This window comes from Bacteroides faecis (genome assembly GCF_020091505.1).
GTDB classification, from domain to species: domain Bacteria; phylum Bacteroidota; class Bacteroidia; order Bacteroidales; family Bacteroidaceae; genus Bacteroides; species Bacteroides faecis.
Genome location: NZ_CP081916.1, coordinates 1241317 through 1256808 on the forward strand (window position 1 = coordinate 1241317; position 15492 = coordinate 1256808).

Annotated in this window: 13 protein-coding genes; 3 read left to right on the forward strand and 10 right to left on the reverse strand. The window is 46.1% G+C overall.

Annotation, left to right across the window (positions count from 1 at the left end):
* Window positions 1-21: 21 nt before the first annotated feature.
* From K6V30_RS05155 to K6V30_RS05175, 5 genes are all read right to left on the reverse strand, one after another.
* Entirely contained in the window at window positions 22-1971 is a 1950-nt protein-coding gene (locus K6V30_RS05155; protein ID WP_055269511.1) for a DEAD/DEAH box helicase, read from the reverse strand.
* Between the two features lie 111 nt (window positions 1972-2082).
* The gene (locus tag K6V30_RS05160) at window positions 2083-3153 is read right to left on the reverse strand and encodes a tyrosine-protein phosphatase (protein WP_010536045.1); all 1071 of its coding nucleotides are present in this window, start codon (window positions 3151-3153) and stop codon (window positions 2083-2085) included.
* Window positions 3154-3278: 125 nt separating this feature from the next.
* Window positions 3279-4202, reverse strand: coding sequence for a carbohydrate kinase family protein (locus K6V30_RS05165; RefSeq protein WP_055269512.1), 924 nt, complete (start codon window positions 4200-4202; stop codon window positions 3279-3281).
* Complete coding sequence (locus tag K6V30_RS05170) at window positions 4190-4795, reverse strand: SIS domain-containing protein (RefSeq protein ID WP_010536047.1); 606 nt, start codon at window positions 4793-4795, stop codon at window positions 4190-4192. Before K6V30_RS05170 ends, K6V30_RS05165 begins: the two co-directional genes overlap by 13 nt.
* 4 nt (window positions 4796-4799) lie before the next feature.
* Window positions 4800-5333 (reverse strand): LOG family protein, encoded by a 534-nt coding sequence (locus K6V30_RS05175; RefSeq protein WP_055269513.1) that lies wholly within the window; start codon window positions 5331-5333, stop codon window positions 4800-4802.
* A 105-nt stretch (window positions 5334-5438) separates the two neighbouring features.
* Between K6V30_RS05175 and K6V30_RS05180 the strand changes: the two genes are divergently transcribed.
* Window positions 5439-6659: a M16 family metallopeptidase gene (locus K6V30_RS05180; protein WP_022302420.1), complete on the forward strand. Its 1221-nt coding sequence runs from the start codon at window positions 5439-5441 to the stop codon at window positions 6657-6659.
* A 90-nt stretch (window positions 6660-6749) separates the two neighbouring features.
* Here the strand turns inward: K6V30_RS05180 and K6V30_RS05185 are convergent, their stop codons facing one another.
* Genes K6V30_RS05185 through dapB form a run of 4 tightly spaced genes read right to left on the reverse strand, consistent with a single transcriptional unit; the run spans window position 6750 to window position 10691 of the window.
* Window positions 6750-7388 carry a WbqC family protein gene (locus K6V30_RS05185; RefSeq protein WP_055269514.1) on the reverse strand — a complete coding sequence of 213 codons (639 nt, stop codon included), beginning with the start codon at window positions 7386-7388 and terminating at the stop codon, window positions 6750-6752.
* Window positions 7389-7430: 42 nt separating this feature from the next.
* A complete protein-coding gene (gene lepB / locus K6V30_RS05190) occupies window positions 7431-8369 on the reverse strand; it encodes a signal peptidase I (RefSeq protein WP_055269515.1) in 939 nt (312 codons plus the stop codon).
* A gap of 41 nt (window positions 8370-8410) precedes the next feature.
* On the reverse strand, window positions 8411-9892 hold the full coding sequence (gene lepB / locus K6V30_RS05195) for a signal peptidase I (protein WP_055269516.1): 1482 nt from the start codon (window positions 9890-9892) through the stop codon (window positions 8411-8413).
* 34 nt (window positions 9893-9926) lie between these two features.
* Window positions 9927-10691 carry a 4-hydroxy-tetrahydrodipicolinate reductase gene (gene dapB, locus K6V30_RS05200; protein WP_010536053.1) on the reverse strand — a complete coding sequence of 255 codons (765 nt, stop codon included), beginning with the start codon at window positions 10689-10691 and terminating at the stop codon, window positions 9927-9929.
* Between the two features lie 83 nt (window positions 10692-10774).
* On the opposite strand from dapB, the gene K6V30_RS05205 reads away from it, so the two are divergent.
* Window positions 10775-12058, forward strand: a complete 1284-nt coding sequence (locus K6V30_RS05205) for a DUF2851 family protein (RefSeq protein ID WP_022301615.1) — start codon at window positions 10775-10777, stop codon at window positions 12056-12058.
* Window positions 12059-12063: 5 nt separating this feature from the next.
* Here the strand turns inward: K6V30_RS05205 and K6V30_RS05210 are convergent, their stop codons facing one another.
* The gene (locus K6V30_RS05210) at window positions 12064-14676 is read right to left on the reverse strand and encodes a TlpA family protein disulfide reductase (protein WP_055269517.1); all 2613 of its coding nucleotides are present in this window, start codon (window positions 14674-14676) and stop codon (window positions 12064-12066) included.
* 211 nt (window positions 14677-14887) lie between these two features.
* Here K6V30_RS05210 and K6V30_RS05215 point away from each other — a divergent pair, with 211 nt between their 5' ends.
* On the forward strand, window positions 14888-15445 hold the full coding sequence (locus K6V30_RS05215; protein WP_029425185.1) for a hypothetical protein: 558 nt from the start codon (window positions 14888-14890) through the stop codon (window positions 15443-15445).
* Window positions 15446-15492 lie beyond the last annotated feature (47 nt).

A 15492-nucleotide genomic window follows, 5' to 3' on the forward strand; every position in this document is an offset into this window, starting at 1 on the left:
ACTGAGTTTCGTATCCGCTTATTATTTCTTTTTCGGCTTTCTGCGTGCCCATCCTTCTTCGCTGAAGTCAGGCTCTTTATCTTTGAAGAACTGCTGCCAGTCATCTGTCTTTTTCGGCCCCCGTGCTCCGTAGCCGCGTTCTTCGCGACTGGGCTTCTCACTTCTTTTTTTCTTGTCGGTCTTGTCATTACCCCCTTTGGATGATCTGTCACTTTTTATTCCTCTTTCTGACTTTTCAGAACGTGAGCCGCGACCATTGTCGCTACGTCTCTCCGAAGAAGTACCGAAAGGACGTTTACCACCCCGACGTTCGGATGAGCCACCATTTCTGCGACCTTCTCCGTTTTCTTCACCGGCAATCTCGACAGATACCTTGCGTCCGTTCCAATTGGCCCGGTTCAACGCTTTAACAACGTTCTGCACCTCTTTTTCTTCTACTTCGAAGAAAGAGAAGTTCTTCATCAGGTCAATGCGTCCCAGCTCAATGCGTCCGCGTGTATTGTTATTCAGTAGAGTAATTAGCTCACTAGGGAAGAAACCGTCCATCTTTCCCAGGTTGATAAACAGGCGGGTAAAGCCCGGTGCGGCCTTCCGGACGCCTCTTTCACGGCTGTCGCGTGTGTTGCGTTCTCCACGGCTGTCGGTAGGAACTTCAATTTCTTCGCGATCACGGTAGTAATCCAGAAAGCGGTTAAACTCATGAGATACCATGCGTTTGATCAGGTCCTCTTTGCTCAACCATTCCAGTTTACGGTAAATCTCGGGCATGAAGTCAGTGATTTCTTCCTCGTTTACCTTCACCTTTTCCAGTTCGTCGATCACTTTGATAAGCTGTTTCTCGCAGATCTGCTTGCCTGTCGGCATCTCTCCGGGGATGAACTTCTTGCCGATAATGCGTTCGATTTCGCGCAGCTTGCCTTTTTCTCTCAGGTTGATGATGGCGATGGAAGTACCTGTCTTTCCGGCACGTCCGGTACGTCCGCTGCGGTGCGTATAGCTTTCCGTATCATCCGGCAAACCGTAGTTGATTACATGCGTCAGATCGTCTACGTCGAGCCCGCGTGCGGCGACATCCGTAGCTACGAGCAATTGCAGGTTGCGGATGCGGAACTTCTGCATCACTGCATCACGTTGGGCTTGTGACAATTCTCCGTGAAGTGAATCGGCGTTATAGCCTTCCTGCATCAGTTTATCGGCAATCTCCTGTGTCTCTTTACGGGTACGGCAGAAGATGATACCATATATCTGTGGGTAATAGTCGACGATGCGTTTCAGTGCAGCATATTTGTCTTTTGCCTGCACTGTATAAGCTACGTGTTTTACGTTGCTTGTGCTTTCGTTCTTGCGTCCGATGGTTATTTCTTTGGCATTGTTCAGGTAGTTCTTGGAAATGCGTGAAATCTCCGGGCTCATCGTTGCCGAGAAGAGCAATGTATTGCGTTCTTTGGGTACATCGGCCAAAATAGCATTGATGCTATCGGTGAATCCCATATTCAGCATTTCATCTGCTTCGTCCATCACGATGTTGTGGATGGTTGAGAGGGAAACCGTTTTGCGTTCCATCAGGTCGAGCAGACGTCCCGGGGTAGCTACGATGATATGTACACCGCGTTTCAGGCTGCGTATCTGACTGTCGATTGAGGAACCGCCATAAACGGGCAGCACTTTCAATCCGTCAATGTATTTCGAGTAATCATTCAAATCGCCCGCTATCTGGAGACAAAGCTCGCGTGTGGGGCAAAGGATAAGCGACTGGGGAACCCTGTTCTTTACGTCAATCTGTTGGAGCAGGGGCAGACCGAATGCGGCTGTTTTACCTGTGCCAGTTTGTGCAAGAGCTACTACATCATTATTTTCTCCTAAAAGGTACGGAATCACTTCCTCTTGTACCGGCATGGGATTCTCATATCCCATCTCTTCAATTGCTCTACGTATCTCCGGAGAAACGCCAAGCTCTTCAAATGTCTTCATTAAATCTCTGTATATCTTTTATTTCGGCTGCAAAGATAGAGAAAAATAATGGATAATGAATAATGGAAAAAGGATAATTATTGCTGCCTGCATGGCATTATCCATTTTCCATTATTCATTATCCATTAATAAAATGCTGCGGAGCTGTTCTATTTCTTCTGCAGAGAGTCCGAGACCTTTCTTCAGATATGCCTGTACGCTGCCGTACTCCGCTTCTATCTGCTCTTTGGCGGCATTCAGAAAATCTTCTTTGGCAGAGTAAATCGTGGTAATCGCCTCTTGCGAGTTGATGGGTAATTTATAAGCATATTTAGATGCTTTGGGGATATTGAAGTAATCATTGCTCAGTCGGTAATCTTCCATGATAACTTCTTCATTGACTCCCAGGGCCGCCAGCACCAATGCCGAAGCGATTCCCGTACGTCCTTTGCCTGAGGTGCAGTGGATGACGGCGGGATAGTTGTTACGGTCGAGCAAGATTGTGAAAAGCTCCTTAAATTCTTTCGTGTAGTCGCTGACCAGCTTGCGGTTCATTTCCTCCACCAGCCGGTAGACTGTATCTGTTTTTATCTTTTCCTCCTGTATTTTTTGCAGGATGGATTCCATGTTTCCGGTAGGGATGGAGATATGCACGATGTTGAACGCGTCATCATGGAGTTGAGGATAATTGTGGCGCTCTTCTTCCGAACGCATGTCGATAATGGTCCGTATGCCTATGTTCTTCAGTTCCCGGCGAGAGCAGAAAGGAATACTGTCAATCTGTGCGGAACGATATAACATTCCCCAGCGGGTTACCTTTCCTGTTTCGCTGGATTTGTATCCTCCCAGGTCACGGAAGTTCTGTATACCGGGGATATTAACGTTGCGTGCCGCTACCTTGACCCGGTATTTGTTGTTGAATACCATCAGATAGTAGTACCGTTGACTGGGATCATCGGTGACGATTGTTTTCTTTCCTTTGGAAATGTTGATGATGTCCACAGGGTTGTCTTCCGGGATAAAGTCGTGGGCGGTAGAAGCATATATCTTTACCTGTCCTTTCAGTATCGGGGCTGTTTCCCATTTGATAATGCAGTTGCCCACATTATTCTCCTCGCATACCACAGAAATAGTAGGAGAGGTGCCGGAACAGGACGGGAGCACCAGTAGGATGGTAAGCCAGCTTAACAGGTTCTTGTACATAGTTTCTTTGTCTGAGTGAATCATGTACTGCAAAGATAAGAATTACCCGCAGATGTGATCATTCCTTTGCGATAATTAGCCAAAGTTAATAGTAATTTACGGGTAGGAGAGTACCCGTAAACAGCCTATTTGGTATAATTTCGGGCAAACTCTACCGGAACCGAATTGCTGAAGCTGCGACAGACTTCTGCTGCAAAGTCTTTTCCGCACTGAATGACTTTGTCCCATATTTCCTCGTTCAGGTTGTTCAGGTCACGGTAGCGGACTTCGTATTTGAGCAGCCCGTAGATCAATCCGGCATTGAAGTTATCTCCGGCTCCGATGGTGCTGACTGCATCCAACGGCTCTATCGGATATTCTTTGCTCACTTGATTGGTACGGAGCGATACCTTATCGCCGCCTGCCGTGCAGATAAATCGGGGACAATAGAACTTGATCTTGTCCTTATAGATTTTGTCTGCATCCTGCATTCCGTACATATAGAAGAAGTCCTCCAGTGATCCGCGTACAATATCCGCATACTCCAGATTCTCGATGATTGTAGGAGCAAGTTTCATTGCTTCGTTCTTATGAGAGGAACGGAAGTTCGGGTCATAATAGATAATTGCCTTTTTGTCCCGTGCCTGGTCAAGCAGTTCCAGTATCTTTTCCCGGAGTACAGGATTCAGTGCATAGTAAGAGCCTACCATGACAATATCATCCTCTTCCAGTTTGGGGAACAGAACATCCAGGCGTTGCTTGGGGTAATCTTTATAAAAGATATACTCGGCGTCACTCTTTTCGTTGAGGAAAGCCAGTGACACAGGCGACTTGCCGTCAGGGAACACGTTCACATGATCAGTCGGGATATGATTCTCGCGCATAAATTGCAGGATGATATTCCCTACGTGGTCATTTCCCGTTTCGCTGATGAATCCCACTTGGACTCCCATTCGTGCCAGGGATACGATGCCGTTGAATACAGAGCCTCCCGGTACGGCTGCGGAAGGCTGGTCGCCCCGGAAGATTATGTCGAGGATTGTTTCTCCGATGCCGATTACTTTTCGCATAGTGACCTTGATTTTTCTCCCAGATAACCTCCGTGATGGCGTTTTGAGTATTCGGCGATCGTGAATCCTGTTTCCTTCATGGTTTGTACTACCAGTATATCACCGATAACGGTCATGGCGGTAGTCGAAGTAGTGGGGGTCATCCCCAGCGTACACACTTCGGCAGGTTTGCCGGTACTCAGACAGACGTCCGATTCATGTGCCAGCGGGCTGTCAGGATTACCGGTGATAACGATAAACTTCAGTTCCGGGTCCAGATTATGGGCCAGTTGTGTTAATTCAACAATCTCGCGTGTCTTGCCGGAGTTGGAGATAAGTAGCAGCAAATCGTTTCTTTGTAAAATTCCCAGGTCGCCGTGTTGTGCTTCGCTAGGATGCAGAAAGACTGACGGAATGCCTGTGGAACAGAAAGTGGTAGCGATGTTCATTGCAATCTGTCCGGCTTTTCCCATACCGGAAGTTACCAGTTTTCCCTTTTTCTGATGTATCTGTTCTACAATCAGTTTCACAGCTTTCTCGTAAGCGTCTGTTACAGGGATGTTGAGCACTGCTTGTGCTTCCTGTTGCAATAGTTGTTTGATGGAGTCTATCATATGATCAGTATATTTTTTCTTTTAATTCTTCCAGAGTGTTTGCTACTTCGTAGTATGTAGAGAAGGGCTTCCGGGCGAATCCTTTGCTTTCCAGTGTGCCGAGTGCCTTCAGCAGTTCGTCGTAAAATCCATATTCATTGTAGAAGATGACTTTTTTCTGGTGGTATCCGATGGAAGCGGCGGCTATTACATGGAATATTTCGTCGAGTGTACCCACACCGCCGGGTAGTGCCACCAGTATGTCCGACTTTTCCGTCATCACATTCTTACGGTCACTCAGATTGAGGGTGTGGATTATTTCGTCCGGTTGTGTGCTTACGCTGTTTTTCTCTTCCAGCAGGGTCGGGACTACTCCGATAACTTTTCCACCGTTTTCTTTTACGGCACGGGCCACGCATTCCATCAGCCCGAGACTAGCTCCTCCATAAATCAACGTTTTGCCTGTCTGCCCTATCCATTCGCCTATCTGGCGGGCACTGTCGAAGTACATTTTGTCAATGCTTTCCGAGGCAGAACAGAATATTCCTATCTTTTTCATACACGTTGTAACTGTTATAGTCCACAAATATCTGCAATTTTCTATAAACGACAATAAGTTTTATTGTATTTTTGCGGCATTAATTCAATAAGGAAGTAGAAAACAATGCAATATAACGAATATACATTGCCGAATGGCCTGCGTATCATCCACGAACCGACTCTGTCGAAAGTGTCTTATTGTGGTTTTGCCATCGATGCCGGAACACGTGATGAAGCGGAGAATGAGCAGGGGATGGCTCATTTCGTAGAGCATCTTATTTTCAAGGGGACGGAGAAACGGAAAGCCTGGCATATCCTCAACCGGATGGAGAACGTGGGGGGCGACCTGAACGCTTATACAAATAAAGAAGAGACGGTAGTCTATGCCGCCTTTCTGACCGAGCATCTGGAGCGTGCCCTCGAACTGTTGGGGGATATTGTGTTTCATTCTACTTTCCCTCAGCATGAGATAGAGAAAGAGACAGAAGTGATCATCGACGAAATCCAGTCATACGAGGACAATCCTTCGGAACTGATTTTCGATGATTTCGAAGATATGATCTTCCGCAATCATCCGTTGGGAAGGAATATTCTCGGTAAACCGGATTTGCTGCGGAGTTTCCGCACAGAAGATGTCCTTTCGTTTACCAGGCGATTCTATCAGCCGGGGAATATGGTATTCTTTGTTCAGGGGCAATATGATTTCAAGAAGATTGTCCGTCTGGCGGAGAAGCATCTTGCCGATGTTCCGGCAGTAACGGTAGATAATCAGCGTGTGCCTCCTCCTCTGTATGTGCCCGAACGTCTGGTAGTGCCTAAAGATACTCATCAGGCACATGTGATGATCGGCAGCCGTGGATATAATGCGTATGACGACAAGCGTACGGCCCTTTATCTCCTGAATAACATTCTTGGCGGTCCGGGCATGAACAGTAAGCTGAACGTGTCGCTTCGCGAACGTCGCGGACTGGTCTACAATGTAGAATCCAATCTGACTTCTTATACGGATACCGGTGCCTTCTGCATCTATTTCGGAACGGATATTGAAGATATGGATACCTGTCTGAAACTCACCTACAAGGAATTGAAACGGATGAGGGATGTGAAGATGACATCTTCGCAACTGGCAGCAGCCAAAAAGCAGCTGATCGGGCAGATCGGAGTGGCATCGGACAATTTTGAGAACAATGCGCTGGGAATGGCGAAAACATACCTGCATTATCACAAATACGAGTCATCGGAGGTGGTATTCAAGCGTATCGAGACGTTGACAGCAGAGCAACTGATGGAAGTTGCCAATGAGATGTTTGCCGAAGAGTACTTATCGACATTGATTTACAAGTGATTTATTATATTTGAGCAGGACTGTACGAATGGTAACTAATTAGCTTTATTATACTTTGTTGCTACTTCCGGAAGAAGACCTGCCTATCTATTATAGGCGGGTCGGTTTCTTTAATACCAGCAGACTTTCCGGTCCCATATTGAAAAGCAGGTCGATAATACTCAGATTGGGAAGAAAACCGAGTTTGGATTCGAAGACCTGGTAATATGGTTGCGGGCTAAATTCCGGATCAGTTGTGCGGAAGTCTTTCTTGGGATGAATGCTTTCACGGAAATCAGTCTCTTCCGCACTGAATTCCATTTTATATGCTGAAGTCCGTTCTATATTGGGCTGAATGTCTATCAACTGACAAACCAAACGGCATATTTCTTCGTTGAAATCGATCAAAAACTCGTATTTCTTTTCGTAAAAGGGGCGGAAATCATCTTTATAATATTCGAAGAAAGGAGTGTTGTTATACGCTGATTCAATGGCGTTCCAGTGCAGATGGCGCCAGTTGCCGTGATCGGAGATGCGTATATCTTTCATCGGACATTTCAATGTATCAGGTTTGACAGTCGGGATGGAGAGTGCCAATTCACCGTCGGGACCGGCAATCGTACAACGGTTGCGGTAAGTTTGCTTGATGTAGTGATCGTGCTGTTCGATGTATATTTTATCATATTCCAGCAATTTGATGTAATATTCTACTGGAGCGAGGTAGGCGGATGATAAATAAGCTATTCTCATTATTTGATGTGTAGATGTTATGTTGAAAACTATGTATATGGATTATTTCACCGATTGAAAGAAACGGTTCCAGCGGTACCCGTCCAGTATTCCCGTTCCTTTTTCCTTGGAGAACCAGATCAGCGACGCTTTCCCGATCATATGATCTTGCGGAACGAATCCGAACAGACGCGAGTCGGACAGGTTGACGCTGTTGTTGGAAGCCATCCAGTAGTAATCTTTGGTGAAGAAACAATGCTGTGTAGGTTTTCCGTCGATATAAAGCGTATCATTCTTTATTTCCGCCTGTTTGCCTTCGTGCATCACGAGGGTATTTCGCATTAGCGTGATATTCCACGGATATACTCGTAGTGCTTTCCCTTTGCTGGGAACGATAAGCGGTTTCAGTTCCTTGTCTTGTTTTTCCGTCAGAGGCCGAATCCAGTTCCGGTCGCCGATGGCTTGTTCCAGCAGATAATATTCATATCGGCTGAAACTGCGGACATGAGTACTGTCATCGCTTCCCATCAGTCCGTCATTGGTGATGGAAAGCGTCCGGATAAGGGATGTGATCAGATTCTCTTTGGAGGCAGGGTAGGTATAAAGTCTCTTTTTATCGGGGTTGAACTGCGCTTCGGGAGAAGAGACGGAAAAGAGAGAATCGACAAGTAACGTATCGCCCGGAGTACCGATGCAACGGCTGATATAGATTTCCCGTCGGTCAATCGTAGGTTGCTGAATGCCGGCAGGATTGTTGAATACTACGATGTCCCGCTTCTGTACGGGGCGTTCGCGCCAGCGATGATAGGAAAATGCCGACATCAGCGGGAGGCGCAGACCGTAACTCCATTTATTTACCAGAATGCGTTCACCCTGAAAGAGAGAGTTCTCCATGCCGGTGGAAGGGATAAGGCAGGATGTAAAAGCAAATCCCCGGAGCAGAAGCACAATGACTATTGCTCCGGCGAATGCTAGTATCCATTTGAATTTACGAATGTTCATCAACTTTTATCACCTTATCGCACTATGATGTTCGTATCTTATCAGTCTACCCACTTGAAGATGCGGTTCCAACGGATCTTTCCGTCAAACCATCCGCGGTCTTTGTCAAGTGATAGCCATACAACGATCGGTTTACCCACTACGTGATCTTCGGGAACAAATCCCCAGTAACGGGAGTCTGCCGAATTGTGGCGGTTGTCACCCATCATCCAGTAGTAGTCCATCTTGAAGGTATATTGGTCGGTTTTCTCACCGTTGATGTAGATTCCGTCCGGCTTGATCTCCAGTTTGTTACCTTCGTAGGCCACAATACAGCGCTCATAGATAGGCAGATTGTCCTCGGTCAGAGTAATGGTGGCACCTTTGGCAGGTATCCAGATCGGACCGTAGTTGTTGCGGTTCCACTTGGTGTATAAGTTCAGCGGGTACATTTGTCCGGCATACTCTTCCGGTTCCATCACGATCTTGCTGATCAGCTTTTTATTGCCGGACAGCGTATCGTACATTTTCTTCGTCAGCGGCAGATGATAGATAGGAGCCATCTTGCCCTGTGCGTTATGATTGTTTAGTCCGATCTGCGCAAAGGTTTCTTCCCATGTGGGGTCATCATACAATGCCTGGTCGTCTTTGCTGATTCCTAATTCGCGGAACATATCTTCCGGGATATACGGGCCTGTGGTCTGTACAAAGTAGTTGAATTGCAGGTTTTCCGGATTCTCAATGGCCTTGCCGTCAATCATCACCTGACCGTCTACAATCTGGAGTGTATCACCGGGCAGGCCGACGCAGCGTTTTACATAATTCTCACGACGGTCTACCGGACGGTAAACCACCTTGCCGTAATTGCGTGGATTCGACAGAATCTGTTGGCGACCGGCATTATAATACAAGTCATAAACAGCGCGTTGTTGCTCGCGTGTCAGGCTGTCCATCTCTATCTGCTTGGGGTACAGGCGCTGACCTTCACCATAAGCTATCGAGTAGAAATCTCTCTGCTGATCGTTGAGTGCTACTGTGTCACCGGCAGGAAAGTTGAAAACGACGATATCGTTCAGTTTCACTTTTCCGAATCCGGGAACTCTTTTATATTTCCACTGAGGCCATTCGATGTATGATTTGGTATTTAAAACAGGCAACGTATGCTGAGCCAGCGGCATAGATAGCGGCGTATTGGGCACGCGTGGTCCGTAACTCATCTTGCTGACGTATAGAAAGTCGCCTACCAGCAATGACTTTTCCAGTGAGGAAGAAGGAATCTGATAATTCTGGAAAATGTAGATATTGACAAAGTAGACAGCAACCAAAGCGAAAACAATGGCATCTACCCAGCTCATGATGCTACGGACGGTAGGATTCTTCGATTTCTTCCAGAATGACCAGGGTATTTTCTTGGTGATATAGATATCGAAGATAAAAGGAACGACAATCAGCCCCCACCAGCTGCGTACCCAGATGAGGAAGGCGAGATAAAGGAGAATAGCAATGGTACATTTGATCCATTGTGTGCGTGTGGCTTGTCTCATAATCTAAAATTCGTTTGATAGTGGCTTTGAAGCCTTATTCGTTTAAGAATGGGAATAAATCACTCATACCCAGATATCCCTCATGCTGGGCGGTGTATTCGGCAGCCAGTATGGCTCCCAATACAAAGCCGCCGCGATTTTTGGCATCGTGCGTGATTGAGATACTGTCTACGTCAGATTCGTAACGGATGGTATGAATACCGAAAACCTCCCCTTCACGGATCGAGTCGATAGGAAGCTCGTTGGAAGCGCAGGCGTCAGTGCCGCTGACAGTGCCGTCCGGTGCAAGGAGCGTTCCTTTTACCCATTTGTCTTTGCGGTTCATATTCTCCAGTATTCCTTCTGCCAGCGTGATGGCGGTTCCGCTGGGCGCATCCATCTTATGGATATGATGAGTCTCGCTCATAGTGACGTCATAAGCGGGAAATTGATTCATTATCTTTGCCAGATGCTTGTTGACAGCTGAGAAAATAGCGACTCCCAGACTGAAGTTGGACGACCAGAAAAGAGTCTTTCCGCCTTCGGTACACAGTTTCTTGATTTCTTCGCCATGCTCTGCCATCCATCCTGTGCTGCCCGATACTAACTTGACTCCGGCTTTGAAAGCTTTCATATAATTGTTGTAGGCTACCATCGGATTGGTAAATTCAATGGCTACATCGGCGGACTTGAATGCTTCCGACTCAAAATCTTCCTGATTATCTACATCAATAATGCAGACTATTTCGTGTCCGCGACTAAGGGCTGCCTTTTCAAGTTCCTTGCCCATTTTTCCATAACCGATCAACGCTATTTTCATTGTTTTCTGACTTATATTCAAAATAATAGTCGCAAAGATAAGATTTTTATTACATTTGCAGTGCACATTAACTTTCTGTTAACATGGAACACCTTCTCCACTATGTGTGGAAACATAAATTATTCCCTCTCCAAATACTGCAAACCACTGAAGGCTTACGGGTAGAAGTAATCGATTCCGGACTGCAAAACTCCGATGCCGGTCCCGACTTTTTTAATGCAAAGCTGAAGATCGACGGCACATTGTGGGTGGGAAACATAGAAATACATACTCACTCTTCAGACTGGTACCGTCACGGACACAACAATGACAAGGCATACGATTCGGTGATTCTGCACGTCGTGGAAGAAGCGGATACCGAAGTAACCCGTTCCGACGGAGAGACAATTCCCCAACTGCGCTTGACTTGTCCCGAGAATATACAAACCCATTATCACGAACTTTGCAGGGCCGATCAATATCCTGCCTGCTATTCCATCATAGGGTCCTTATCCAAATTAACAATTCATTCCTGGCTGACAGCGCTCCAAACCGAACGTCTGGAACAAAAGGCGAAGCAGATTACCGACCGGCTGGAACGGTGCAATCATCATTGGGAAGATGCTTTCTTTATCACTCTTGCCCGTAATTTCGGTTTCGGCCTGAATGGCGATGCTTTTGAGACGTGGGCAGGACTGCTTCCGTTCCGGGCGATAGACAAGCATCGGAATGATCTGTTTCAGATAGAAGCTTTTTTCTTCGGACAGGCCGGTTTGCTGGAGGAGGCGTTTTTGAAGAAGGAGCAGGAGGACGAATATAGCCTCCGGCTCCGTAAGGAGTTTCGCTATCTGCAACGGAAGTTTGAGATGACGCAGGTAATGGATGCCGGTTTATGGCGTTTTCTGAGGCTTCGTCCGGAAAACTTTCCTCATATCCGGCTGGCTCAGTTGGCTTATCTGTATCAGAAAGTAGACAAACTCTTTTCGCAGATGATGGAGGCGGAGACTTTGCCGGAAGTGCGCCAGTTACTGTCCACGCATGCTTCTGCCTATTGGGATCATCATTATATATTCGGGCGGACTTCTCCGCAAAGAGAGAAACAGATGGGAGAGAAGTCGCAGAACCTGATTGTGATTAATACCGTTGTTCCTTTCTTATATACGTATGGCTTGCATAGATCCGACGACCGTATGTGTGACCGTGCCGGACGTTTTCTGGAAGAACTAAAAGCGGAGGACAATCATATCATCCGGTCGTGGAGGGATGCCGGGCTACCGGTCGGTTCGGCGGCAGATAGCCAGGCATTGATACAGCTCCGCAAGGAGTATTGTGATAAACGGAAATGTCTCTTTTGCCGTTTCGGATACGAGTATTTGCGGAAGAAATGAATAGCTTATTTCTCTAATAACTTATAGACTGCATTTAGAAGATCATCGGACATATAAGGTCTGGGAGCTTCCCGGTTCACAATGTTTCCTTCCTTGTCTATCAGCATATAGGTGGGGAAAGAGTGGACGCCAAGATATTTTTCAATGGCATCTTGTTGTTGGTCGGGCAAATTGTAGTGGACCGCACTTTTGCTTGCCAGACCATATTCTTTGATGATGTTTTTCCATGATTTATCCGAAGAATGATTGCATAGATACAAGAATATGACGTCTTTTCCGGCAAATAGTTTTTTACTCGCTTTTGCATATTGCATCATGTTTTTGCAGGGACCGCACCAAGTGCCCCATACGTCGAGATAAATCACTTTCCCCTTATAAGGTTCGATGATTTTACGGAACAGTTGTTCTCCATCGGTGATTTCCGCCAGAGGTTCGTTGGGCATCAGGCTTTCAGGATGTTCAATCGTCTTATTCGATAATTTCTCATATTTCTGTTGCTGAGATAGTATGTAGACTTGCAGGGAAGGATTGGAAACTTCCTTCTTATATTGCTCGATAAGTGTATGTGGCAACTCATTGTGCCTGTTTTGCAACATTTCATAATAGTATTGGGTCTTGAGTATCTCTCTTAAGTTTGTATCCATTTGCAGGGAGTCGATGATTGACAATTTACGATTGGCGGAATTTTTAGCCAGCTGCTCTTGTACATAATTGGTGAGCAGGTTATCTTTGTTTACCAGTTGCTGCACTGTTTCTATGATTGGTTTTAGTTTTTCAGTGTAAGCTATTACTTCCAGCGAGTCTGCCTTGGATGCTTGCAGTTCATTAACCTTATCCTGATATACACAGAAATTGCGTAGTGCATTTTTCTCTTCCTGAGTTAATTTAATCTTTCCTTTGGCATTAAATTCAGAATAAATTCTTTCCAATTCCTGTGGTGTCAGATTTACGTTCGGATTGGATGGCGGCAGGATATCGTCGATATATCCGGTATAGTCTCTCATAAAAGAAGAATAGTCTCTGAGAAGCGTATACGGCTGTACGGGATTTGGATAAAAGGCGGAGTCTACGTAAGCCATAAATCCTTTTTCCAGTTGCTCTTGTTTATTACGATCGACTGAGAAACGGCGTTGCATCAAACCGTATGCTGCGCCATAGCGGATTTGATTCTCTGTGTAGTAACGGTATTTGTTGGAGAGTAACGGATGTTCCCGAAGTATCTTTTCCCGGTATTCCGATTTGTGTCGGGTAATTTCCTGTGTTTTGTGCAAATAATCTAAATTGCTCATTTCCTTTCCTTCGTCGTAATCGATATATTCTCTGAGTTCTTCATAACTCACCAGCTCGTTGAGCGCGCGCGCCTTGTCGCCCATAAAGAATCTTTTTCTTTCGTTATAGTCTACATACAGGAAATAAGTTTCGCCCGGTTCTACTGTCGAACAGATAGTAGTACGTCCCCAGTCGATAAATACATTGTGGGTGTTCAATACGGGAAAGCGGATGATGAATCGTCCCAGAGAATCGATATCAGTGTAATATTTCTCTTCGTTTTGAGTGACCATATCGGGCACCGTCACTTCGAAAGGTCTGTCGGAAGGCAGGTTACGCAGATATCCGACGAGGGTTACACTATCCGTGTGATATCCGTTGTCGATGTAGGGTGTATGATCGGGCGATGGATAATCGGGTATGCAATAATGGTTGCAGAGAAAATAAGGTTGTGATTTTCCTTTTCCGATAGCCAGAGAGCAGGAATCTTTGCCTTCTTCCCGTTCCAGTTTTACAGTCAATCGTTCTGTACCGTTTTTCAGGGAGACGGTAGTCTTGTTTTTTTGAGTACGTATCGACTCGTAATCCCAGAATTGACATTGGTAGACAGCGAAGTGTTCGAAGAAGCCAATGGTCCAGTCGCCGGTCGCTTTATTGATCCAACATCCCGTGATGGGGTATACTTCGGGGTGGGAAGCCATAGGGGTTACTGTTTCGTTTTGTAGCTCGGATGCTACTTTCAGTGTACCTGTAAGGGGGAAACTGAGATAAACCAGCTTGTAGAGTTCTCCGCTTTTGGCGAGCAGGCGATATTCTTTATTGAGGAAATATCCGGCGGATAGGATATTCCATGTTTTCCCGTCATAGAGCATTTTGCCGTCCCGGGTGAATTCGTAGATTACTTTTCCGGTGAGTCCTTTCACCCATTTCCGATAAAGGATGTCGGGCAATGTGGTCGGAGTAAGCAGTTCCGTATGGTCGGGGACTTGCTTGCGGATGCAGTTCCTCGGTTCTTTCCAGCCTTTGTACCAGAGGATGGCGGTGTCATTGAATACGGGAGTGATCCGGAACTCCGTCGTGTCTCCCTTTTGATTGCGTAAATGGAAGAAGTAACTTCCGTCGGCTTCCTGCTCCATTTGTTCGACATAAAAAACGGTGTAGAAATTTTCTACGAAGTTCTCTCCGATAAGCGGACCATTCCAGTCGGATACATTGTCTGTTTTAAATTGCCAGTAACCTCTCAGTGATTCGGGGATTGTTAGTGACGCGGTGGATTGGGCGAAGGTGATTGTCTGTGTGCAGCACAACAGCAATAAGCTTACCATAAGAAAGCTGTGGGGGTGTTTCATAGGTGTGTTTTTATTTAAAGTTAATATGGTTGTAAAGGTATCGTAATATTGAGGCCGTTATATGTGGTACATCTATTATTTATAGATGTTTAACTGTGAAGAAACCACCGTCGGTTTCATCAGCCGCTTTTTTCTTTCTGTTTCGCATCAAGATATTGAACTTGTCATTATCTTTGCAGCGTCATTTTAAACTCTTAATTTATATCGTGTTATGAGAGCTAAAAAGTTTGCATGCTGTTTGTTGGTCATGTCGTTGCTGGCAGGTATTTCATTTATTTCCTGTGGCAATAGCTCCAGGGCGAAAGCGGAAAGAGAAGCGGCACAGGCAGGAGAGGATTTCAAGTCGTTTCTGGAAAAGTTTACTTCCAGTGCAGCGTTCCAGTACACTCGTGTCAAGTTTCCGTTGAAGACTCCGGTCACTTTGCTGGCGGATGACGGGGAGACGGAGAAGACATTCCCTTTTACTAAGGAGAAGTGGCCGCTGCTGGATAGTGAGACCTTGAGGGAAGAACGTATCACACAAGAAGAGGGCGGTGTTTATGTATCCAAGTTTACATTGAACGAGCCGGCACATAAAGTGTTTGAGGCAGGATACGAGGAATCGGAGGTTGATTTGCGTGTTGAGTTCGAGTTGCTGCCGGATGGAAAGTGGTATGTGGTGGACTGCTATACGGGCTGGTACGGATACGACCTGCCGATTGCAGAACTGAAACAAACGATTCAGCATGTGCAGGAAGAAAATGCTGCCTTTAAAGAGTTGCATCCTTAGGAGAAGACAGGGTATCTTTTCCCTGAATACATAATTTGAGGTATTTT